At 55.7% G+C, this 22,317-nt stretch carries 16 protein-coding genes; 14 read left to right on the top strand and 2 right to left on the bottom strand.

The genetic code is table 11. The features are described 5' to 3' along the window. Nucleotides 1–23 precede the first annotated feature (23 nt). The 10 genes from yhhW to glgP all read left to right on the top strand — a co-directional run bounded on the left by yhhW (nucleotide 24) and on the right by glgP (nucleotide 15,116). On the top strand, nucleotides 24–719 hold the full coding sequence (gene yhhW / locus GJ746_RS23570; RefSeq protein ID WP_154682328.1) for a quercetin 2,3-dioxygenase: 696 nt from the start codon (nucleotides 24–26) through the stop codon (nucleotides 717–719). Between the two features lie 113 nt (nucleotides 720–832). Further along, nucleotides 833–1,828, top strand: a complete 996-nt coding sequence (gene gntR, locus GJ746_RS23565; RefSeq protein ID WP_154682327.1) for a gluconate operon transcriptional repressor GntR — start codon at nucleotides 833–835, stop codon at nucleotides 1,826–1,828. 181 nt (nucleotides 1,829–2,009) lie between these two features. Next, a complete protein-coding gene (gene gntK, locus GJ746_RS23560; RefSeq protein ID WP_154682326.1) occupies nucleotides 2,010–2,540 on the top strand; it encodes a gluconokinase in 531 nt (176 codons plus the stop codon). Further along, the gene (gntU, locus tag GJ746_RS23555; protein ID WP_154682325.1) at nucleotides 2,540–3,880 is read left to right on the top strand and encodes a gluconate transporter; all 1,341 of its coding nucleotides are present in this window, start codon (nucleotides 2,540–2,542) and stop codon (nucleotides 3,878–3,880) included. The genes gntK and gntU overlap by 1 nt, the downstream gene beginning before the upstream one ends. Before the next feature lie 450 nt (nucleotides 3,881–4,330). Further along, entirely contained in the window at nucleotides 4,331–5,437 is a 1,107-nt protein-coding gene (gene asd, locus GJ746_RS23550) for an aspartate-semialdehyde dehydrogenase (RefSeq protein WP_154682324.1), read from the top strand. 247 nt (nucleotides 5,438–5,684) lie between these two features. Further along, nucleotides 5,685–7,871, top strand: a complete 2,187-nt coding sequence (gene glgB / locus GJ746_RS23545; RefSeq protein ID WP_154682323.1) for a 1,4-alpha-glucan branching enzyme — start codon at nucleotides 5,685–5,687, stop codon at nucleotides 7,869–7,871. Then, on the top strand, nucleotides 7,868–9,844 hold the full coding sequence (gene glgX, locus GJ746_RS23540) for a glycogen debranching protein GlgX (RefSeq protein WP_154682322.1): 1,977 nt from the start codon (nucleotides 7,868–7,870) through the stop codon (nucleotides 9,842–9,844). The genes glgB and glgX overlap by 4 nt, the downstream gene beginning before the upstream one ends. A gap of 80 nt (nucleotides 9,845–9,924) precedes the next feature. Further along, nucleotides 9,925–11,220 carry a glucose-1-phosphate adenylyltransferase gene (glgC, locus tag GJ746_RS23535; RefSeq protein ID WP_154682321.1) on the top strand — a complete coding sequence of 432 codons (1,296 nt, stop codon included), beginning with the start codon at nucleotides 9,925–9,927 and terminating at the stop codon, nucleotides 11,218–11,220. Beyond that, a complete protein-coding gene (gene glgA, locus GJ746_RS23530) occupies nucleotides 11,220–12,653 on the top strand; it encodes a glycogen synthase GlgA (protein WP_154682320.1) in 1,434 nt (477 codons plus the stop codon). Before glgC ends, glgA begins: the two co-directional genes overlap by 1 nt. 15 nt (nucleotides 12,654–12,668) lie before the next feature. Then, nucleotides 12,669–15,116 (top strand): glycogen phosphorylase, encoded by a 2,448-nt coding sequence (glgP, locus tag GJ746_RS23525; RefSeq protein ID WP_154682319.1) that lies wholly within the window; start codon nucleotides 12,669–12,671, stop codon nucleotides 15,114–15,116. 72 nt (nucleotides 15,117–15,188) lie between these two features. On the opposite strand, the gene glpD is transcribed toward glgP, so the two are convergent. Then, a complete protein-coding gene (gene glpD, locus GJ746_RS23520; RefSeq protein ID WP_154682318.1) occupies nucleotides 15,189–16,697 on the bottom strand; it encodes a glycerol-3-phosphate dehydrogenase in 1,509 nt (502 codons plus the stop codon). Between the two features lie 214 nt (nucleotides 16,698–16,911). On the opposite strand from glpD, the gene glpE reads away from it, so the two are divergent. From glpE to GJ746_RS23505, 3 genes are read left to right on the top strand one after another with little or no spacing between them, the layout of a single operon-like run. Beyond that, a complete protein-coding gene (gene glpE, locus GJ746_RS23515) occupies nucleotides 16,912–17,241 on the top strand; it encodes a thiosulfate sulfurtransferase GlpE (protein WP_154682317.1) in 330 nt (109 codons plus the stop codon). Between the two features lie 59 nt (nucleotides 17,242–17,300). Further along, on the top strand, nucleotides 17,301–18,131 hold the full coding sequence (gene glpG / locus GJ746_RS23510; protein WP_154682316.1) for a rhomboid family intramembrane serine protease GlpG: 831 nt from the start codon (nucleotides 17,301–17,303) through the stop codon (nucleotides 18,129–18,131). A 19-nt stretch (nucleotides 18,132–18,150) separates the two neighbouring features. Next, nucleotides 18,151–18,909 carry a DeoR/GlpR family transcriptional regulator gene (locus GJ746_RS23505; protein ID WP_154682315.1) on the top strand — a complete coding sequence of 253 codons (759 nt, stop codon included), beginning with the start codon at nucleotides 18,151–18,153 and terminating at the stop codon, nucleotides 18,907–18,909. Here the strand turns inward: GJ746_RS23505 and rtcR are convergent. Next, entirely contained in the window at nucleotides 18,891–20,489 is a 1,599-nt protein-coding gene (rtcR, locus tag GJ746_RS23500; RefSeq protein ID WP_154682314.1) for an RNA repair transcriptional activator RtcR, read from the bottom strand. The genes GJ746_RS23505 and rtcR overlap by 19 nt on opposite strands. 188 nt (nucleotides 20,490–20,677) lie before the next feature. Between rtcR and GJ746_RS23495 the strand changes: the two genes are divergently transcribed. Continuing rightward, on the top strand, nucleotides 20,678–22,234 hold the full coding sequence (locus tag GJ746_RS23495) for a vWA domain-containing protein (protein WP_154682313.1): 1,557 nt from the start codon (nucleotides 20,678–20,680) through the stop codon (nucleotides 22,232–22,234). The last annotated feature ends 83 nt before the right edge of the window (nucleotides 22,235–22,317 follow it).

The following is a 22,317-nucleotide window of genomic DNA, read 5'->3' as shown; positions in this document are numbered from 1 at the left end:
TCGACAACATACGGGGGTGCAACATGATCTACTTACGCAAAGCTAACGAACGCGGTCACGCTAACCACGGCTGGCTGGATTCCTGGCATACTTTCTCTTTCGCTAACTATTATGACCCTAACTTTATGGGCTTCTCGGCGCTGCGGGTTATCAATGACGATGTGATTGATGCAGGCCAGGGGTTCGGTACCCATCCGCACAAAGATATGGAAATTCTGACCTATGTGCTGGAAGGGGCCGTTGAGCACCAGGACAGCATGGGTAACAAAGAGCAGGTTCCGGCGGGTGAGTTTCAGATCATGAGCGCAGGTACCGGGATCCGTCACTCTGAGTACAACCCAAGCGCCACGGAAAAACTGCATCTTTACCAGATCTGGATTATGCCGGAAAAAAATGGCATCACTCCGCGCTACGAACAGCGCCGCTTTGACGCCGTTCAGGGCAAACAGCTGGTGCTGTCGCCGGATGCTCGCGAAGGTTCGCTGAAGGTGTTCCAGGATATGGAACTTTACCGCTGGGCGCTGCTGAAAGATGAGCAGTCGGTGCACCAGATTGCCGCTGAACGTCGGGTGTGGATCCAGGTGGTGAAAGGTGAAGTGACTATCAACGGAACCAAAGCCACCACCAGCGATGGTCTGGCGATTTGGGATGAACAGGCAATTTCCGTACATGCCGACGGCGATAGCGAAATTCTGCTGTTTGACCTGCCGCCGGTTTGATCCCTTACGGAAGATGCTTAAATAAATTGCCCAACCTCCCCAAACATCCGGGAAGGTTGGGCTTTGTCCGTGATAAACTGAGAAAATGTCTCTCGTTTAACACAGTCAGGACGATGAAAAAGAAAAGACCCGTACTTCAGGATGTAGCCGATCTTGTCGGCGTGACCAAAATGACGGTCAGTCGCTACTTACGTAACCCGGAACAGGTTTCCGAAGCGCTGCGTGGCAAGATTGCCGTTGCTCTCGATGAACTGGGTTATATTCCTAATCGCGCCCCTGACATCCTCTCTAATGCCACCAGCCGCGCCGTTGGCGTGCTGCTGCCCTCGTTAACCAACCAGGTTTTTTCAGAAGTACTGCGCGGTATTGAAAGCGTGACCGATTCATTCGGTTATCAGACCATGCTGGCGCACTACGGCTATAAGCCTGAAATGGAAGAAAAACGCCTGGAGTCAATGCTCTCCTGGAACATTGACGGCCTGATCCTCACGGAACGAACCCACACGCCGCGCACATTAAAGATGATTGAAGTGGCGGGGATCCCGGTTGTCGAACTGATGGACAGCAAATCGCCGTGTCTCGATATCGCCGTCGGTTTTGATAACTTCGAAGCGGCCCGGCAGATGACCGCGGCGATTATCAATCATGGTCACCGTCACGTTGCGTATCTTGGCGCACGTCTTGATGAACGTACTATCATCAAACAGAAGGGGTATGAGCAGGCGATGCTCGACGCCGGAATGACGCCCTACAGCGTGATGGTTGAGCAGTCTTCGTCCTATTCATCGGGCATTGAACTGATGCGCCAGGCGCGTCGTGAATATCCGCAGCTTGACGGTATTTTCTGTACCAACGATGACCTGGCGGTCGGCGCGGCGTTTGAGTGCCAGCGCCTGGGGCTGAAGATCCCTGACGATATGGCGATTGCTGGTTTCCACGGTCACGATATCGGTCAGGTGATGGAGCCTCGTTTGGCCAGCGTGCTGACGCCGCGTGAGCGGATGGGGCGAATTGGTGCTGAACGACTGCTGGCGCGTATTCGCGGTGAAGAGGTGACGCCTAAGATGTTAGATTTAGGTTTCACGTTGTCACCGGGCGGATCTATTTAAACTGACAAATTTGAAGTAGATCACACATATTCACATCTGGCACGAATGGTTATTGCTTCTCCATAACTCCGGCATGACAATGTTACCGATAACAGTTACCCGTAACAATTAACCTGTACGCCAGTATTTCATGCCGTTAAAAGCTGCCAGGCTGTGCGTATGTGTCCAGTGGGAGGAAGCTTTGAGCACGACTAACCATGATCACCACATCTATGTCCTGATGGGCGTTTCCGGCAGCGGTAAATCCGCTGTCGCCAGCGAAGTGGCGCATCAACTGCACGCCGCGTTTCTCGACGGCGACTTTCTGCATCCGCGCAGCAATATCAATAAGATGGCCTCCGGTGAACCGTTAAATGACGATGACCGCAAGCCGTGGCTGCAGGCGCTGAACGATGCTGCCTTTGCCATGCAGCGTACCAATAAAGTGTCACTGATTGTCTGCTCGGCGCTGAAAAAGAGCTACCGCGACATTCTGCGTAAAGGTAACCCGAACCTCTCCTTTATCTACCTGAAAGGCGATTTTGCGGTTATTGAACAACGTCTGAAGGCGCGTAAAGGCCACTTCTTTAAAACTCAAATGCTGGTCACGCAGTTCGAGACTCTGCAGGAACCGGGCGCGGATGAAAGCGATGTTTTAATCGTCGATATCGACCAGTCATTGGAAGGCGTGGTCGCCAGCACCATTGAGGTGATCAACAAAGGCAGTAACTAGTGAGTACATTAACGCTTGTTTTAACAGCAGTCGGCTCCGTTTTGCTGCTGCTGTTTTTAGTCATGAAGGCGCGCATGCATGCCTTCGTGGCTTTGATGGTGGTTTCTATTGGAGCAGGACTTTTTTCCGGAATGCCGTTGGATAAAATCGCGGCGACGATGGAAAAAGGCATGGGCGGCACGCTGGGTTTTCTGGCTATCGTCGTCGCGCTAGGGGCAATGTTCGGAAAGATCCTGCATGAAACCGGCGCGGTCGACCAGATCGCCGTTAAAATGTTGAAATCTTTTGGCCATAATCGCGCCCACTATGCGATAGGCCTGGCCGGGCTGATCTGCGCGCTGCCGCTGTTTTTCGAAGTGGCGATCGTGCTGTTGATCAGCGTGGCTTTCTCGATGGCGCGTCATACCGGCACCAACCTTGTGAAGCTGGTGATCCCGCTGTTTGCCGGTGTAGCCGCTGCGGCTGCGTTCCTGCTGCCGGGGCCTGCGCCGATGCTGCTGGCATCGCAGATGCACGCTGATTTTGGCTGGATGATCCTGATTGGCCTGTGCGCCGCGATACCGGGGATGATTATTGCCGGGCCGCTGTGGGGTAATTTCATTAGCCGCTACGTTGAGCTGCATATTCCTGACGATATCAGCGAGCCGCACCTGGGCGAAGGCAAAATGCCGTCATTTGGCTTCAGCCTCTCGCTGATTCTGCTGCCGCTGGTGTTGGTTGGTCTGAAAACTATCGCCGCGCGCTTTGTACCGGAAGGTTCTACCGCCTACCAATGGTTTGAGTTCATCGGCCATCCGTTTACCGCGATTCTGGTCGCTTGCCTGGTGGCAATCTATGGCCTGGCGGTGCGTCAGGGAATGGCGAAAGACCGAGTAATGGAGATTTGCGGTCATGCTCTCCAGCCTGCGGGCATTATTCTGCTGGTCATCGGTGCAGGCGGCGTCTTCAAGCAGGTGCTGGTCGACTCCGGCGTAGGTCCGGCGCTCGGCGAAGCGCTTACCGGCATGGGGCTGCCGATTGCCATCACCTGTTTCGTGCTGGCGGCGGCGGTGCGTATTATTCAGGGTTCCGCGACCGTTGCCTGCCTGACGGCCGTCGGCCTGGTCATGCCGGTTATCGAACAGCTGCACTACAGCGGCGCGCAGATGGCGGCGCTGTCTATCTGTATCGCCGGCGGCTCTATCGTGGTCAGCCACGTCAACGACGCAGGGTTCTGGTTGTTCGGTAAGTTTACCGGCGCGACCGAAGCGCAAACGCTGAAGACCTGGACGATGATGGAAACTATCCTCGGCACCGTCGGGGCAATCGTCGGTATGATTGCGTTTACGCTGCTGAGCTAAGCGCCACAGCATTAACCCGGCGGAACGAGATAACGCCGGGTTAATTTTTCCGCTCTACTTTTATCCAGAAAACCTCGCTTTCAATCCCGCCAGATTTGCCGTTATCAGAAGTACGACATACATCACATAGCTCGTAATCCCTTGCTATATCTGGGTTTGTCGGGTTTTGTCAGGAAGGTTAAAACAACCTGATTTCTGCTGATATCCATAATCCTGATCAATAAAATAGCAGCGGAAATTATTCCCTTTGCAATATAAATACCCTGATAATCATCAAGGTATTCCGGGGGCCAGCGACGGCTACCGCTCTGCGAAATTAGCTGCGTTACTGATTGCCTTGCAATCATTGATTAATTTCACTTGCGACTTTAGCTGCATTTTGTAATGTGAAGGGCTAACCAGTAGGAAACTGGCCTGGAACAAACAGCACACACCTCGCAGGAATACGTTATGAAAAATGTTGGTTTTATCGGCTGGCGCGGAATGGTCGGCTCTGTCCTCATGCAACGCATGGTTGAAGAGCGCGATTTTGACGCCATTCGCCCTGTTTTTTTCTCCACCTCACAGCTGGGGCAGCCTGCTCCATCTTTTGGTGGCAGTACCGGTGGCACGCTTCAGGATGCTTTTGATCTGGAAGCTCTGAAGGCGCTGGACATTATTGTTACGTGTCAGGGCGGCGATTACACCAACGATATTTACCCGAAGCTGCGTGAAAGCGGCTGGCAGGGTTACTGGATTGACGCGGCCTCTTCGCTGCGCATGAAAGATGACGCCATTATCATTCTTGACCCGGTGAACCAGGATGTCATCACCGCTGGCCTGAACAACGGCGTTAAAACCTTTGTCGGCGGCAACTGTACCGTCAGCCTGATGCTGATGTCCCTCGGCGGCCTGTTTGCTCAGGATCTGGTTGAGTGGGTTAGCGTGGCGACTTATCAGGCGGCTTCCGGCGGCGGCGCGCGTCATATGCGCGAGCTGCTGACCCAGATGGGCCAGCTGCATAGCCATGTTGCGGCTGAGCTGGCGGATCCGGCTTCTGCGATTCTGGATATTGAACGCAAAGTGACTTCGTTGACCCGCAGCGGCGAGCTGGCGGTAGACAACTTTGGTGTTCCTCTGGCGGGCAGCCTGATCCCTTGGATCGACAAGCAGCTGGATAACGGCCAGAGCCGTGAAGAGTGGAAAGGGCAGGCGGAGACCAATAAAATCCTCGCCACTGCCTCAGCGATTCCTGTAGACGGCCTGTGCGTTCGCGTTGGCGCGCTGCGCTGCCATAGCCAGGCGTTTACTATCAAGCTGAAAAAAGATGTTTCTATTCCGACCGTTGAAGAACTGCTGGCCGCGCACAACCCGTGGGCGAAAGTGGTACCAAACGATCGTGAAATTACTATGCGTGAGCTGACCCCGGCTGCTGTTACCGGCACCCTGACCACCCCGGTGGGTCGCCTGCGTAAACTGAACATGGGGCCGGAGTATCTGTCGGCCTTCACCGTCGGTGACCAGCTATTGTGGGGGGCCGCCGAGCCGCTCCGCCGAATGCTAAAACAGCTGGCGTAGCCGTCACAAGATGAGACAAGGGGTGTTGAAACACCCCTTTTTTTTGCGTAATACAAAGAGTAAACGCGAATGTTAGATTTTTCTCAACGGAGGTAACTCAGCCTTGGCTATGCTTTAAGTAAGGGGTCATGACGTCTCCTTACCTGAAGGTGGGACGGAGCAGGGGAAGGCATAACGTGCTGCGCCGTTCAGGGCAAAAAAAGTCGCCAGAAACAGGAAAGTGCGACACCTACAACAGGATGAAAACATGTCTGATCGTATTGATAAGGACGTGATTAATGCGCTTATCGCCGGCCATTTTGCGGATCCATTTTCCGTGCTTGGCATGCATTACACCGACGCCGGGCTGGAAGTTCGTGCATTATTACCCGATGCCACCGATGTGTGGGTCATTGAACCAAAAACCGGACGCAAAGTCGGCAAGCTAGAAAGACTTGATGCGCGTGGTTTCTTTAGCGGCGTTCTGCCGCGTCGTAAAAACCCTTTTCGCTACCAGCTGGCCGTTACCTGGCACGGACAGCAGAATCTGATTGACGATCCGTACCGTTTTGGCCCGCTGCTGCAGGATCTCGACGTTTGGCTGCTGTCGGAAGGCACGCATCTGCGTCCCTATGAAACGCTGGGCGCGCATGCCGATACCATGGACGGCGTGGTCGGCACGCGGTTTTCGGTGTGGGCGCCCAACGCCCGCCGGGTGTCGGTGGTCGGCCAGTTTAACTATTGGGACGGCCGTCGCCACCCGATGCGTCTGCGCAAAGAGTCCGGCATCTGGGAGCTGTTTGTTCCCGGGGCGCTGAACGGCCAGCTGTATAAATTCGAGCTTATTGATGCTCACGGTCATCTACGGGTGAAGTCCGACCCTTACGCCTTTGAAGCACAAATGCGTCCGGAAAGCGCCTCGCTTATCTGCGGGCTGCCGGAAAAGGTCGAACAGCCGCCGGAGCGCAAGCAGGCTAACCAGTTTGATGCACCGATATCGATTTACGAAGTGCACCTGGGGTCCTGGCGACGCCATACCGACAATAACTTCTGGCTGAGCTACCGCGAGCTTGCCGACCAGCTGGTGCCTTATGCCAAATGGATGGGCTTCACTCACCTGGAGCTGTTGCCGGTTAACGAACATCCGTTCGACGGCAGCTGGGGCTATCAGCCAACAGGCCTGTATGCGCCAACCCGTCGTTTCGGCACCCGGGAGGATTTCCGCTACTTTATCAACGCCGCGCATGCTGCGGGCCTTAACGTCATTCTGGATTGGGTACCTGGCCATTTCCCGGCGGATGATTTTGCTCTTGCCTCGTTTGACGGTACTTCCCTGTATGAACATAGCGATCCGCGCGAAGGCTACCATCAGGACTGGAACACCCTGATTTACAACTATGGCCGTCGTGAAGTCAGCAATTTCCTGGTCGGCAATGCGCTGTACTGGATTGAGCGCTTCGGCATTGACGCGCTGCGGGTCGACGCGGTGGCATCGATGATTTATCGCGATTACAGCCGCAAAGAGGGTGAGTGGGTGCCGAATGAATTCGGCGGCCGGGAAAATCTGGAAGCCATTGAGTTTCTGCGTAATACCAACCGCGTGCTGGGCGAACAGACGCCAGGCGCGGTGACGATGGCGGAAGAGTCTACCGATTTTGCCGGAGTTTCTCGTCCTTCATCCACCGGTGGACTGGGCTTCTGGTTCAAGTGGAATCTCGGCTGGATGCACGACACCCTCGACTACATGAAGCTGGACCCGGTGTATCGCTGCCATCATCACGACAAGATGACCTTCGGTATGCTCTACAACTACACCGAAAACTTCGTCCTGCCGCTCTCCCATGACGAAGTGGTGCACGGCAAAAAATCGATTCTCGACCGTATGCCTGGCGACGCCTGGCAGAAGTTCGCAAACCTGCGCGCCTATTACGGCTGGATGTTCGCTTTCCCGGGTAAAAAGCTGCTGTTTATGGGCAATGAGTTTGCCCAGGGGCGCGAGTGGAACCACGATGCAAGCCTCGACTGGCATCTGCTGGAAGGCGGCGACAACTGGCACCACGGCGTCCAGCGGCTGGTGCGCGACCTCAACCATACCTATCGTCACCATAAAGCGTTATATGAGCTGGATTTCGATCCTTACGGTTTCGAATGGCTGGTGGTGGACGATCACGAGCGCTCGGTATTTATCTTTGTTCGTCGCGACAGGGCGGGCAACGAAATTATCGTCGCCAGCAACTTCACCCCGGTACCGCGCCATGACTATCGCTTCGGTATCAACCAGCCTGGCCGCTGGCGTGAAGAGCTCAACACCGACTCAATGCACTACCACGGCAGCAATACCGGCAATGGCGGCGTCGTGGAAAGCGAAGCGATTGCCAGCCACGGTCGTGAACACTCGCTCTCCATTACGCTGCCGCCGCTGGCGACGGTCTGGCTGGTGCGGGAGGCGCAATGATCGCACTCACAGCAGGAAATCCCGCCCCCCTGGGGGCCAGCTACGACGGCAAGGGGGTGAATTTCGCCCTCTTTTCCGCCCATGCGGAGCGGGTGGAGCTCTGTGTGTTTGATGAACAGGGTAACGAACGGCGTGTCGATCTGACCGCGCGCAGCGGCGATATCTGGCACGGCTGGCTGGCTGATGTCGGACCGGGACTGCACTACGGTTACCGCGTCCATGGCCCCTGGGACCCGGCGCAAGGACACCGCTTTAATCCAGCAAAGCTGCTACTTGACCCCTGCTGTCATCAGGTGGTCGGCGGGCTGCCTGACGACGAGCGCCTTCACGGCGGCGACCATGCTCCCGATAACCGCGATAGCGCGGCGGTAGCGCCCAGGTCGCGGGTGATCGACCTGCATTATGACTGGCGCGGAGATAAGCCGCCGCGTACCCCCTGGGGTCAGACGGTGATTTATGAAGCGCACGTGAAAGGGCTGACGTATCTGCACCCTGAGCTCCCGGAAGAGATTCGCGGTACCTACAAAGCGCTGGGCCATCCGGTGATGATCGAATACTTCCGCACGCTTGGCATTACTGCACTAGAGTTAATGCCGGTGGCGCAGTTTGCCAGCGAACCGCGCCTTCAGCGGTTGGGATTGAGCAACTACTGGGGCTATAACCCGCTGGCGATTTTCGCCCTCGACACCCGCTACGCCAGCGCGCCTGAACAAGCGTTAAATGAGTTTCGCGATGCGGTAAAGGCGCTGCATGCGGCGGGGATAGAAGTGCTCCTTGATGTGGTTCTCAACCATAGCGCGGAGATAGACCTTGAGGGGCCAACCTTCTCCCTGCGCGGAATTGATAACCGTAGCTATTATTGGATTAAGGAAGACGGTGATTACCACAACTGGACCGGCTGCGGCAACACCATCAACCTCAGTCATCCCGGCGTGGTGGAATATGCGCGCCAGTGCCTGCGTTTTTGGGTCGATGAGTGCCACATCGACGGCTTTCGTTTCGACCTGGCCTCGGTGATGGGGCGCACGCCGGAGTTTCGCCAGGATGCGCCATTGTTTGAGGCTATCCGTAACGATCCGCGCCTGGCGGAAGTAAAGCTGATTGCTGAGCCCTGGGATATTGGCCCCGGCGGTTATCAGGTGGGTAATTTTCCGCCGTTATTCGCTGAGTGGAACGATCATTTTCGTGATACCGCGCGTCGATTCTGGCTACAGCAAAATGTTTCTCTGGGCGACTTTGCCCAGCGTTTTGCCGCTTCCAGCGACGTTTTTCAGCGTAACGGAAGAGAGCCGGCGGCGGCGGTTAACCTGGTCACCGCGCATGATGGTTTTACCCTGCGCGACTGCGTTTGTTTCAATCAGAAACACAATGAGGCAAACGGGGAGGAGAATCGCGATGGGACTAACAATAACTACAGTAACAATCATGGAATAGAAGGTTTAGAAGGGAGTCTTGCTGTAATTGAACGGCGCCGTGCCAGCGTTCACGCCCTGTTGGCGACGCTACTACTGGCGCAGGGAACGCCGATGCTGCTGGCGGGTGACGAACATGGTCACAGCCAGCATGGCAACAATAATGCTTACTGTCAGGATAATGCGTTGACCTGGCTGGACTGGAACCATACTAACCGCGGGTTGACCGCGTTCACCGCCGCGTTAATTCATCTGCGCCAGCGTATTCCGGCTTTAACCGAGAATCGCTGGTGGCAGGAGGGAGACGGCAGCGTTCGCTGGTTAAACCAATATGCACAGCCGCTATCTGTCGATGAATGGCAGCACGGTGCGCCGCGTTTGCAGATCGTATTGTCCGATCGCTGGCTGCTGGCGCTCAACGCCACCGCCGAGGTGGCAGAGATGGCTTTACCTGCGGGGGAATGGCGAGCCATTCCACCTTTCGCCGGAGAGGATAATCCGGTCACTATGGCTGTCTGGCATGGGCCCGCGCACGGAGTGTGCGTATTTCAAAGGTCGTAACCTCGGGGCTTCCGGTTGGACTCGAAGCGACGACGCGGCGAGAAGGGCAGGCAAGCTGGGGAGTAAAAAAGGAGTTAATTATGGTTGGGGTAGAAAAGAACGATCCGTTGATGCTGGCGCGTCAGTTGCCGATCAAATCCGTTGCGCTGATCCTTGCCGGGGGACGTGGTACCCGTCTGAAAGATCTGACCAATAAACGCGCGAAACCTGCTGTCCATTTTGGCGGTAAGTTCCGTATTATCGATTTTGCGTTATCTAACTGTATTAACTCAGGTATTCGTCGTATCGGCGTCATCACCCAGTATCAATCGCATACTCTGGTGCAGCATATCCAGCGCGGCTGGTCGTTCTTCAATGAAGAGATGAACGAGTTTGTGGACCTGCTGCCCGCTCAGCAAAGAATGCAGGGGGAAAACTGGTACCGCGGCACGGCGGATGCGGTGACGCAGAACCTCGATATTATTCGTCGCTACAAGGCGGAGTATGTTGTTATCCTCGCCGGTGACCATATTTACAAGCAAGACTACTCGCGCATGCTTATCGATCACGTCGAAAAAGGCGCGCGTTGCACCGTTGCCTGTATGCCGGTGCCTATTGAAGAGGCGCGGGCGTTCGGGGTGATGGCGGTGGATGAGACCGATAAAATTATCGATTTCGTCGAAAAACCGGCTAACCCTCCGGCGATGCCGGGAGATGCCAGCAAATCGCTGGCGAGTATGGGTATCTATGTCTTTGATGCTGATTATCTTTATGAGCTTCTGGAAGACGACGACAGCGATGAAAACTCCAGCCACGATTTTGGTAAAGACATTATTCCGAAAATCACCAAAGCTGGCATGGCATATGCACATCCTTTCCCACTCTCCTGCGTGCAGTCCGATCCGCAGTCAGAGCCCTACTGGCGCGATGTCGGGACCCTGGAAGCATACTGGAAAGCCAACCTCGACCTGGCTTCGGTAACCCCGGAACTCGACATGTACGACCAGAACTGGCCGATCCGCACCCATATGGAGCCTTTACCGCCGGCCAAATTCGTTCAGGACCGCTCGGGCAGCCACGGAATGACCCTGAACTCACTGGTTTCCGGCGGATGTATTATCTCCGGCTCGGTGGTAGTGCAGTCGGTGCTGTTCCCGCGCGTGCGGGTGAATTCGTTCTGTAATATTGATTCGGCCGTCTTGTTGCCAGAGGTTTGGGTTGGCCGTTCGTGCCGCCTGCGTCGCTGCATTATTGACCGCGCCTGCGTAATCCCGGAAGGTATGGTTATTGGTGAGAACGCGGAAGAGGACGCACGTCGTTTCTACCGCTCGGAGGAAGGTATCGTGCTGGTCACCCGCGACATGCTGCGGAAATTGGGGTACCCACAGGAGCGCTAATGCAGGTATTACATGTATGTTCAGAGATGTTCCCGCTGTTAAAAACCGGTGGCCTGGCGGATGTGATCGGCGCGCTACCGGCAGCGCAAATTGCAGGTGGCGTCGACACGCGCGTTCTGCTGCCAGCGTTTCCTGATATCCGTCGCGGCGTGACGGATGCGCAGGTTGTGACGCGCCGGGAGACTTTTGCCGGGCGTATTACGCTGCTGTTTGGCCACTTTAACGGCGTGGGCATCTATTTGATTGATGCCCCTCATCTCTACGATCGCCCAGGGAGCCCTTATCACGACACTAATCAGCATGCCTATACCGATAACGTGCTGCGCTTTGCGCTGCTGGGTTGGGTCGGAAGCGAAATGGCCTGCGGGCTGGATCCTTTCTGGCGTCCTGACGTGGTTCACGCCCACGACTGGCATGCGGGGCTGACGCCTGCTTATCTGGCGGCACGCGGCCACCCGGCGAAGTCGGTTTTTACGGTGCATAACCTGGCTTACCAGGGGATGTTCTATTCGTGGCATATGAACGACATTGAACTGCCGTGGTCGTTCTATAACGTTCATGGCCTGGAGTTTAACGGCCAAATCTCTTTTCTGAAGGCGGGTCTCTACTACGCCGATCATATTACGGCGGTCAGCCCGACCTATGCCCGCGAGATAACCGAGCCGCAGTTTGCTTATGGGATGGAAGGGCTGCTGCGCCAGCGCCAGCACGAGGGACGTCTCTCCGGGATCCTCAATGGAGTCGATGACCGGATCTGGAATCCGGAAAGCGATCTGCTGCTGGCAACACGCTATGATCGCGATCGGCTGGAAGAAAAAGCGGAGAACAAACGCCAGCTGCAAATCGCCATGGGACTTAAGGTGGATGACAAAGCGCCGCTATTTGCCGTTGTCAGCCGCCTGACCAGCCAGAAAGGGCTGGATCTGGTGCTTGAAGCGCTGCCGGGTCTGCTTGAACAGGGTGGCCAGCTGGCGCTGCTGGGCGCGGGCGATCCGGTGCTGCAGGAGGGGTTCCTTGCGGCCGCCGCTGAGCATCCAGGCAAGGTTGGCGTACAGATTGGCTACCATGAAGCCTTTTCCCACCGCATTATGGGCGGCGCCGATGTGATTCTGGTACCCAGCCGTTTTGAACCGTGCGGCTTAACGCAGCTGTATGGTCTGAAATACGGCACGCTACCGCTCGTGCGGCGTACCGGCGGTCTGGCGGACACCGTTTCCGACTGCTCGCTGGAGAATCTCGCCGACGGTCTGGCTACCGGATTCGTTTTTGAAGATAGTAATGCCCTGTCGCTGCTGCGGGCGATTCGACGCACATTCGTATTGTGGTCGCGTCCGTCGCTCTGGCGTTACGTCCAGCGGCAGGCGATGAACATGGATTTTAGCTGGCAGGTTGCCGCAAATTCTTACCGCGAACTTTATCAACGCTTGCTGTAAGCAGGAGCCAACGCTATGAATGTACCTTTTAGCTACTCATCACCGACTCTGAGCGTTGAGGCGTTAAAGCACTCTATTGCTTATAAGTTGATGTTTATCATCGGCAAAGACCCGGCTATCGCTAACAAACATGAATGGCTCAACGCCACGCTGTTCGCCGTTCGCGATCGCATGGTTGAGCGCTGGCTGCGCTCAAACCGGGCGCAGCTCTCTCAGGAAGTTCGTCAGGTTTATTACCTGTCTATGGAGTTTTTGATTGGCCGTACTTTGTCCAACGCGCTGTTATCGCTCGGTATTTACGAGGATGTAAACAGCGCGCTGGAAGAGATGGGGCTGAATCTCGAAGAGCTGATTGACGAAGAGAACGACCCCGGCTTAGGCAACGGTGGTCTTGGCCGTCTGGCGGCCTGCTTCCTCGACTCGCTTGCGGCGCTGGGATTACCGGGCCGCGGCTACGGTATTCGCTACGACTACGGCATGTTTAAGCAAAATATCGTCGATGGGCGGCAGAAAGAGTCCCCGGATTATTGGCTGGAGTACGGGAACCCGTGGGAGTTCGAGCGCCATAATACGCGTTACAAAGTGCGCTTCGGCGGCCGCATTCAGCAGGAAGGTAAAAACTCACGCTGGGTGGAGACCGAAGAGATTATCGCAGAAGCCTATGACCAGATTATCCCTGGCTTTGACACCGACGCGACCAACACGCTGCGTCTGTGGAGCGCTCAGGCCAGCAGCGAAATCAACCTCGGTAAATTCAACCAGGGCGACTACTTCGCGGCGGTGGAAGATAAAAACCACTCCGAAAACGTTTCCCGCGTGCTTTACCCGGATGACTCCACCTACTCCGGTCGCGAGCTACGTCTGCGTCAGGAGTATTTCCTTGTTTCGGCAACGGTGCAGGATATTCTCAGCCGCCACTACCAGCTGCATAAAACCTACGCCAATCTGGCGGATAAAATCGCGATTCATCTCAATGACACGCACCCGGTGCTGTCGATTCCGGAGCTGATGCGCCTGCTGATTGACGAGCATAAGTTCAGCTGGGATGAGGCGTTCGAGGTGACCTGCCAGGTCTTCTCCTATACCAACCATACCCTGATGAGTGAAGCGCTGGAGACCTGGCCTGTCGATATGCTGGGTAAAATCCTGCCGCGTCATTTGCAGATTATCTTCGAGATTAACGACTACTTCCTGAAGACCCTGCAGGAGCAGTATCCCAACGATACGGCGCTGCTGGGCCGGACATCGATTATCGACGAGTCTAACGGTCGCCGCGTGCGTATGGCGTGGCTGGCGGTGGTCGTGAGCCACAAGGTCAACGGCGTATCAGAACTGCACTCCCGGCTGATGGTCGAATCGCTGTTCGCTGAATTTGCCAAAATCTTCCCGATGCGTTTTACCAACGTCACGAACGGCGTAACTCCGCGCCGCTGGCTGGCGCTGGCGAATCCGCCGTTATCGGAAGTGCTTGATGAAAATATCGGTCACACCTGGCGTACGGATTTGAGCCAGCTGAAAGAGCTAGAACAGCATATTGATTATCCGAAGGTTAACAATGCGGTGCGTCAGGCGAAGCTGGAAAACAAGCAGCGGCTGGCGAACTACATCGGGCAGCAGCTTAACGTGGTGGTGAACCCGAAGGCGCTGTTTGATGTGCAGATCAAGCGTATTCACGAGTACAAACGTCAGCTGATGAACGTGCTGCATGTGATCACTCGCTACAATCGCATCAAAGCCGATCCTGACGCTGAGTGGGTACCGCGAGTGAATATTTTCGCCGGAAAGGCAGCTTCGGCTTACTACATGGCTAAGCATATTATTCATTTAATCAACGATGTCGCGGCGGTCGTGAACAACGACCCGCAGATTGGCGATAAGCTGAAAGTGGTGTTTATCCCTAACTATAGCGTTAGCCTGGCGCAGCTGATTATTCCGGCGGCGGATCTTTCCGAGCAGATCTCGCTGGCGGGAACGGAAGCATCCGGGACCAGTAACATGAAGTTCGCGCTTAACGGCGCGTTAACCATTGGTACCCTTGACGGCGCTAACGTTGAGATGCAGGAGCACGTAGGAGCGGAGAATTTCTTTATCTTCGGTAATACGGCGGAAGAGGTGGAGGCCCTGCGTGCCAACGGCTACAAGCCGCGTGATTACTATGAACAGGATGAAGAGCTGCACCAGGCGCTGACGCAGATCGGCACCGGACTGTTCAGCCCATCGGAGCCCGGCCGCTATCGCGACCTGCTGGATTCGCTGATTAACTTCGGCGATCACTATCAGGTACTGGCGGATTACCGCAGCTACGTGGATTGTCAGGACAAGGTGGATGAGCTGTATCGCCACCCGGAAGAGTGGGCCACCAAAGCGATGCTTAACATCGCCAATATGGGGTACTTCTCATCGGATCGCACGATTAAAGAGTATGCCGATCATATCTGGCATATCAATCCGGTACGACTATAACGCGCGAAGCACAAAAACGGGGCCCGCTTGCGGGCCCCGTTTTTTATCTGCGGAAGATTGTCGAATCCGGCTTTATGACGCCAGCGACAGTTCAGACTTTCCCGCGTGCTGCGCCAGCCATTCGCTGATACGGGTCTGCTGTTCTGCCGTCAGCCACATTCCCTGCTTAGTCCGCCGCCAGATTGCATCATCCAGTGAGCGAACCCATTCATGTTCAACAAGATAACGCAGCTCGGCTTCGTAAAACTCATGGCCGAAATCCTCTCCCAGTTCGGCAACCGAAGTCGCTTCGCCGAGGATCCATTCGCTATTGCTGCCGTAAGTCCGCGCATAGTGGCGGGCCATGGACTCGCTGATAAATGAGAAGCGACGGCGCAGCTTAGCCGCGTAGTCGTCACGGTCGCCGCCGATATCACCGCCGGGTAGTACCGCGGTTTTAGTCCATGCCGGGCCAATACCTTTATAGTAGGGCGTCAGTTTCTCCAGCGCGTGCTCGGCCAGCTTGCGGTAGGTCGTGAGTTTACCGCCAAATACCGACAGCAGCGGCGCCTGGCCGTTTTCATCGTGGATATCAAGAGTGTAATCACGGGTGATGGCCTGCGGCGAATCGGATTCATCGTCGCACAGCGGGCGCACGCCGGAGTAGGTCCAGACAATGTCGTCGCGGGTGAGCGTCTTTTTAAAGTGCGCGTTGTAGACGTTCAGCAGGTAGTTAACCTCTTTGTCGTCGATTGCTACGGCTTTCGGATCGCCTTGATATTCAACGTCGGTGGTGCCGATGATGGAGAACTCATCCATCCACGGGATCACGAACACAATGCGTTTGTCTTCATTTTGCAGAATGTAGGCCTGCTTTTGGGTATGCACGCGCGGCACGACAATATGGCTGCCCTTTATCAGGCGAATACCATAAGGTGAACGCAGGTGCATCCCTTCGTCGAAGAACTGTTTGACCCACGGGCCGGTAGCATTGACCAGGCCACGCGCCTGCCAGGTAAACTTCTCGCCGCTATCTATGTCTTCCGCTTCGACGACCCATAAACCATTTTCACGTTTTGCCGAGATGGCGCGGGTTCGCGTGCGGACTTCTCCACCTTTACGCACCACCATCTGGGCGTTGGCCAGCACCAGGCGTGCATCGTCAACCCAGCAGTCGGAATATTCGAAACCGCGCACAATTTCAGGTTTAAGTACTGACTCTGTGCCAAAACGCAACCCGGTTGAGCCTGGTAAGCTGGTGCGCTTGCCAAGATGATCGTACATAAACAGACCAATGCGGATCATCCACGCCGGGCGCAGGTGTGGGCGATGAGGTAAACGAAAGCGCATCGGAAAGGCGATATGCGGGGCCATTTTTAACAAGACCTCACGTTCGGCCAGCGCTTCGCTCACCAGGCGGAATTCGTAGTGCTCAAGGTAGCGCAGCCCGCCGTGGATCAGCTTTGAGCTGGCGCTGGAGGTGGCGCATGCCAGATCGCTGGCCTCCAGCATCAGCACGGATAAACCACGCCCTGCGGCGTCTGCCGCGATACCGGCACCGTTGATGCCTCCCCCTATCACAATCAGATCTTTGGTTTCCACGCTCGCTACCTCTTACACTTTCGTTTAAGCTCATAAATGTTCGATATCGCTCAATATAGCAAAAGATCGCGCTCTTGGTAACATCAAAAAAACATTTCAGAGTGATGCGTGTAACATATTGGCGTTTATTTAGCGCCAGGCTGTACACTAGGCGCTAAAATCCGGGGCGTTTCGCCGCAGCCTGTCGATAAAGAGTCGATAAAGAAGAGAACTTATGGATCACTTTGAATGTATTAACGTAGAAGAAGCCCACCAGAAGATGCATCAGCAGACGGCGGTGCTGGTGGATATCCGCGACCCGCAAAGTTTTGCAATGGGCCATACGCCGGGTGCCTTTCATCTGACTAACGATACGCTGGGCGCGTTTATGCGAGATAACGATTTTGATACGGCGGTCATGGTGATGTGCTACCACGGTAATAGCAGCAAAGGCGCTGCGCAGTACCTTTTGCAGCAGGGCTACGATAAAGTTTACAGCGTGGATGGCGGCTTTGACGCCTGGCACCGGCATTTTCCGGCGGAAGTCGCGCACGGCGCGCTTTAGGCGTTAGCGCGAGTTGTGGCTATAATATCTCCCTTTGTGTGGAATAAGCGATCCGCTGCATGTTAATGATCACCTCTTTTGCCAACCCGCGCGTGGCCCAGGCGTTTGTCGATTATATGGCGACGCAGGGAATTATTCTGACTATTCAGCAGCATACGCAGAGCGATATCTGGCTGGCTGATGAGAGCCAGGCCGGACGCGTGCAGGCCGAGCTGGCCCGCTTCCTGGAGAATCCTGCCGATCCGCGTTACCTCGCCGCCAGCTGGCAGGCGGGGCAGACCAACAGCGGGCTGCACTATCAGCGTTTCCCCTTTTTAGCGACGCTTCGCCGTAACGCCGGGCCGGTAACCTGGGGAGTACTCTTCGCCTGCATCGCCGTCTTTGTCCTACAAACGGTTCTTGGCGACCAACCGGTCATGCTGCTGCTGGCCTGGCCCTACGATCCTTCGTTGAAATTTGAAGTCTGGCGCTACTTTAGCCATGCGCTCATGCACTTCTCGCTGATGCATATTCTGTTTAACCTGCTATGGTGGTGGTATCTCGGCGGGGCGGTAGAAAAGCGCATTGGCAGCGGCAAGCTGGTGGTGATTACCGTAATCAGCGCCTTGCTGAGCGGCTTTGTTCAGCATCAGTTTAGCGGCCCGTGGTTTGGCGGTCTCTCCGGTGTGGTCTATGCGCTGATGGGCTATGTCTGGCTACGAGGCGAGCGCGATCCCCAGAGCGGCATTTATTTACAGCGCGGCTTGATACTCTTCTCTTTAGTATGGTTAATTGCTGGATGGTTTGATGTTTTCGGCATGTCGATTGCGAATGGCGCACACGTGGCTGGTCTGGTGACCGGGCTGGCGATGGCGTTTGTTGATACGCAGAATGTGCGAAAACGAACGTAGAGGTTCCCAGGGATATTTCATGAAACAAACACAACGTCATGACGCGATTATCGAGCTGGTAAAGAAACAGGGATACGTCAGCACCGAAGAGCTGGTCGAACAATTTGCCGTCAGCCCGCAGACCATTCGTCGCGATCTGAATGATTTAGCCGATCAGAAAATGATTCTCCGCCACCACGGCGGCGCCGCGCTGCCTTCCAGCTCGGTGAACACCTCCTGGCACGACAGGAAATCGACTCAGACCCAGGAAAAAGAGCGCATTGCCCGCAAGGTAGCCAGCGAAATTCCGGACGGCGCGACGCTGTTTATCGATATCGGCACCACGCCGGAAGCGGTCGCGCATGCGCTGCTCAACCATAACGATCTGCGCATCGTCACCAATAACCTCAACGTCGCCAACACGCTTATGGCGAAAGAGGACTTCCGTATCATTCTGGCCGGCGGCGAGCTGCGCAGCCGGGATGGCGGCATTATCGGTGAAGCCACCCTCGATTTTATCTCCCAGTTCCGCCTCGATTTCGGCATTCTCGGCATTAGCGGCATTGATAGCGATGGCTCGCTGCTGGAGTTTGACTACCATGAAGTGCGCACCAAGCGGGCGATTATTGAAAACTCGCGCCACGTAATGCTGGTTGTTGATCATTCTAAATTTGGCCGCAATGCGATGGTGAACATGGGCAGCATCAGCATGGTCGATGCGGTGTACACCGATGTGATGCCGCCCGCGGGCATACTTAAGGTGATTACTGATAACAACCTTCAGCTGGAGCTGTGCTGATTTTTCAGCGTTTCCCAGCTCAGGCCAAAGCGCGCCAGATACTTACGCAGCCGGTCCGCGTCGTTGACGGTGGCTTTGCCGAGGCGCGAGACGTTAAAGAGCTGACGTCCGGCATCGGAAATGGTTTTAGCCTGCTGGCATACGGCAATGACGTTCTGCAGATGCAAACGGTCGAACAGATCGATATTTTCCGCCTCCGCCCCTAAGAGCGTATCGAGCACTGAAGGGCGGTTATCATTCCAGCTGTAGCGTAGACGCTCAATCTCATCCTCTACCGTATTTACCGTAATGCGACCGTTTTCCGCCAGGGTTGCCATGCGGGTGACGCTGGCTGAAAGCTCGCGGAAATTGCCGTTCCACGACGCCTGCGGCGAGGTGGCGAATGTCAGCCACGCGCGGCGCGCTTCGGTATTGAAACGTACGCTGTCGCCGGTTAGCGCGGCGTGACGCTCAATTTCATAATCGAGATTCGGCTCGATATCTTCCTGCCGCTGGCGCAGGCCGGGTAGTTCAAAGGTCCACAGATTGATACGCGCGTACAGGTCCTCGCGGAACTGACCATTGGCAACCAGCTGGCGCAAATCGCGCACGGTTCCGGCGATGAGCTGAAAATCGCTGCTAACCTGCTGGTCGCTGCCGAAGGGATAAAAGCGTTGTTCTTCAATGGCCTTAAGCAGCATCGCCTGTTCATCCGCGCCCAGCTCGCCAATCTCGTCGAGAAAAAGCATCCCCCCGTTCGCGCTGCGCAGCAGACCGGCCCGCTCCTCCCGCGCGCCGGTAAAGGCGCCTTTGACATGGCCAAATAACGTCGACATCGCGGTATCGCCGCGCAGAGTCGCGCAGTTCACTTCGACAAACGGGCCGTTAAACTGATGGCGCGCCAGCTTTAACTCATAGATGCGGCGGGCGAGAAACGATTTCCCTGCGCCAGTGGGACCGTTGAGCAGGATGGGGGAGCGGGAACGTATCGCGACGCGCTCGATTTGCTCAATCATCCGATTGAAACGCTGGTTACGGGTTTCGATGCCGGATTTCAGAAAGTTAAGCGTTTCTTCCCGTTCCTGGGCAAAGCGGCTGGCGATGTTGTTATAACGGCTGAGGTCGAGATCAATGATTGTTATGCCGCCGGAGCTGTGCGGCTTATCTTTCTTGTGCGGCGGTGAGGTTTGCGCTAACCGTGCCGGGAGATAGCGCGCTTCGGCCAGCAGGAACCAGCAGATCTGCGCCACGTGAGTGCCGGTAGTAATATGAATCAGATAGTCTTCATCTTCCGGATGGAACGTATGGCTGCGGGCGAAATCGTGCAGGCAGGCGTAAACCTCTTCGAAATCCCACGGATTGCGGATGGTTATCTCGACGCCGATGACCTCCGTTTCCGGCGAGACGCTGGCGATATCCTGCTTTAAGGTTTCAAACAAGCCGCGCGAACGGGCGTCGTACAGCAGCTCAAGGCGATGAACGACCAATGTTTCCTGCTGGCACAGGCATAAGGTTGGCCGCCATTTTTCCCAGCGCTGGCTGCCGCGGCCAACGTAATCCAGTACCGTACCGACAAAACCGAAAGCCACCGTTTTACGCATCTTAGATTTCCTTATAAAAGACGATATTTAATTATCGCCTTTTAGCTTTTCTCATGCAGTGACTTTTTCGACCTGATGCACATAAAAATTATTAACTCATTAAAATCATATGGTTAATGATTTATTTAATTTCTGGCACGCCGGTTGCAATAGCTATGGCATGGAGAATAACGGAAATGGGAAAACAGATGGCTAATCCACTTTTGTTCCGTTCATTGTTACGGAATGCACCGCTGGCCGATACGCAAAATCACCAATGCGCGGCGGCTTTTGCCTTAAGTCCGCGTCATCGCTTAGCGCAGATGGTCATGACCGGCTGCATGAACGAAACCTTTTATGCCAGCGCTCAGGCGCAGCTGGATGATGTACTGGTTATTGCGCAGGATGTCGACGATCTCTTTTTGGCCCAGCTGGCGATTTATGGTCGCGAGCGGGGAATGATGAAGGATATGCCCGCGCTGTTAACTGCCTTACTTGCGGCGCGCGGCTCGGCTCTGCTACCGCTGGTGTTTGCGCGGGTGATTAACAACGGTCGGATGCTGCGTAACTTTGTGCAGATACTGCGTAGCGGCGTCACCGGGCGGCGTTCGCTGGGTACCCGGCCGAAGAAGCTGGTCCAGCGTTGGCTGCAGGAAGCCAGCGAAGAGCGTTTATTACAGGCCTCGCCAGGCAACTCTCCGTCTCTCGCGGATGTTGTCAAAATGGTTCACCCGCGTCCGCAGGCTGCATGGCAGGAGGCTTTTTTCGCCTGGCTAATCGGTAAGCCTTGCGACAAAGCGCTGTTGCCGGAGAAAACGCGCGCGCTGCTGGCGTTTCGCGAAGGGGTGAATGGCGCGGCGCTGCCCGATGTGCCGTTTTTACTGCTGACCCACTTGCCGCTGAGTGCTGAACAGTGGGCGCAGCTGGCACAGCGGATGAGCTGGCAAACGCTACGAATGAATTTGAATACTCTGGCGCGTCACGGCGTTTTTGAGAATGCAGATCTGACCTCCCGCGTGGCGAAGCGGCTGGCGGACAGGGAGCAGGTGCGTCAGGCCAGAGTTTATCCCTATCAGCTGCTGTCTGCGTGGAGCAACCTGCAAAGCGGCGTGCCGCAGGCGATCGGCAATGCTTTAGAACACGCGATGGAGTTTGCGCTGGAGAACGTTCCGCAGCTGCGCGGCAACGTGGTGGTCTGCCCGGACGTATCGGGGTCGATGAGCTCATCGATAACCGGCTATCGTCAGGGAGCAACCAGCAAAATTCGCTGCGTGGACGTGGCCGGGCTGATTGCTGCCGCCGTGCTGCGTAATCATTCGCAGGCCCGGGTGCTGCCGTTCGAATGCGATGTGGTAAACGTCGCGCTCGACCCCTGGCAGTCGGTGATGCGCAACGCGCAGAAGCTGGCGGCGGTCGGCGGCGGCGGCACCAACTGCTCCGCGCCGCTGCGCAAGCTGCTGGCCGAGCGGGCGCGGGTGGATCTGGTGATCATGGTGTCGGATAACGAATCCTGGATTGATAAGTCGCGCCATGGCTCGACCGCAACTATGGAGTGCTGGGCCGCGCTAAAAAAACGCAACCCGCAGGCTCGCCTGGTGTGTATCGATCTGCTGCCTTACGGCACCACCCAGGCGGCGGAGCGGGACGATATTTTGAACGTCGGCGGTTTTAGCGACGAGGTGTTTACGGTGATTGATAACTTTGTTAACGGTCGCTACGGCAGCGCGCACTGGCTCGAGGAAATCGGGTCCGTGACGCTGCAATGAGTATTCAGCGCGACGCGAATGCTGGCCGGGATTACATCTTTCCCGATGCGTATCATCCCGGCTATGAATTTGTCGCGCGGCGC

The organism is Klebsiella oxytoca (assembly GCF_009707385.1).
GTDB classification, from domain to species: Bacteria; Pseudomonadota; Gammaproteobacteria; order Enterobacterales; family Enterobacteriaceae; genus Klebsiella; species Klebsiella oxytoca_C.
This window is presented reverse-complemented; position numbering and strand designations above follow the sequence as displayed.

Bases quoted from the DNA above. Each gene is read 5' to 3' on its own strand.
- yhhW (WP_154682328.1), top strand. From the start codon at position 24: ATGATCTACTTACGCAAAGCTAACGAACGCGGTCACGCTAACCACGGC.
- gntR (WP_154682327.1), top strand. From the start codon at position 833: ATGAAAAAGAAAAGACCCGTACTTCAGGATGTAGCCGATCTTGTCGGC.
- asd (WP_154682324.1), top strand. From the start codon at position 4,331: ATGAAAAATGTTGGTTTTATCGGCTGGCGCGGAATGGTCGGCTCTGTC.
- glgB (WP_154682323.1), top strand. From the start codon at position 5,685: ATGTCTGATCGTATTGATAAGGACGTGATTAATGCGCTTATCGCCGGC.
- glgX (WP_154682322.1), top strand. From the start codon at position 7,868: ATGATCGCACTCACAGCAGGAAATCCCGCCCCCCTGGGGGCCAGCTAC.
- glgC (WP_154682321.1), top strand. From the start codon at position 9,925: ATGGTTGGGGTAGAAAAGAACGATCCGTTGATGCTGGCGCGTCAGTTG.
- glgA (WP_154682320.1), top strand. From the start codon at position 11,220: ATGCAGGTATTACATGTATGTTCAGAGATGTTCCCGCTGTTAAAAACC.
- glgP (WP_154682319.1), top strand. From the start codon at position 12,669: ATGAATGTACCTTTTAGCTACTCATCACCGACTCTGAGCGTTGAGGCG.
- glpE (WP_154682317.1), top strand. From the start codon at position 16,912: ATGGATCACTTTGAATGTATTAACGTAGAAGAAGCCCACCAGAAGATG.
- glpG (WP_154682316.1), top strand. From the start codon at position 17,301: ATGTTAATGATCACCTCTTTTGCCAACCCGCGCGTGGCCCAGGCGTTT.
- GJ746_RS23505 (WP_154682315.1), top strand. From the start codon at position 18,151: ATGAAACAAACACAACGTCATGACGCGATTATCGAGCTGGTAAAGAAA.
- rtcR (WP_154682314.1), bottom strand. From the start codon at position 20,489: ATGCGTAAAACGGTGGCTTTCGGTTTTGTCGGTACGGTACTGGATTAC.
- GJ746_RS23495 (WP_154682313.1), top strand. From the start codon at position 20,678: ATGGCTAATCCACTTTTGTTCCGTTCATTGTTACGGAATGCACCGCTG.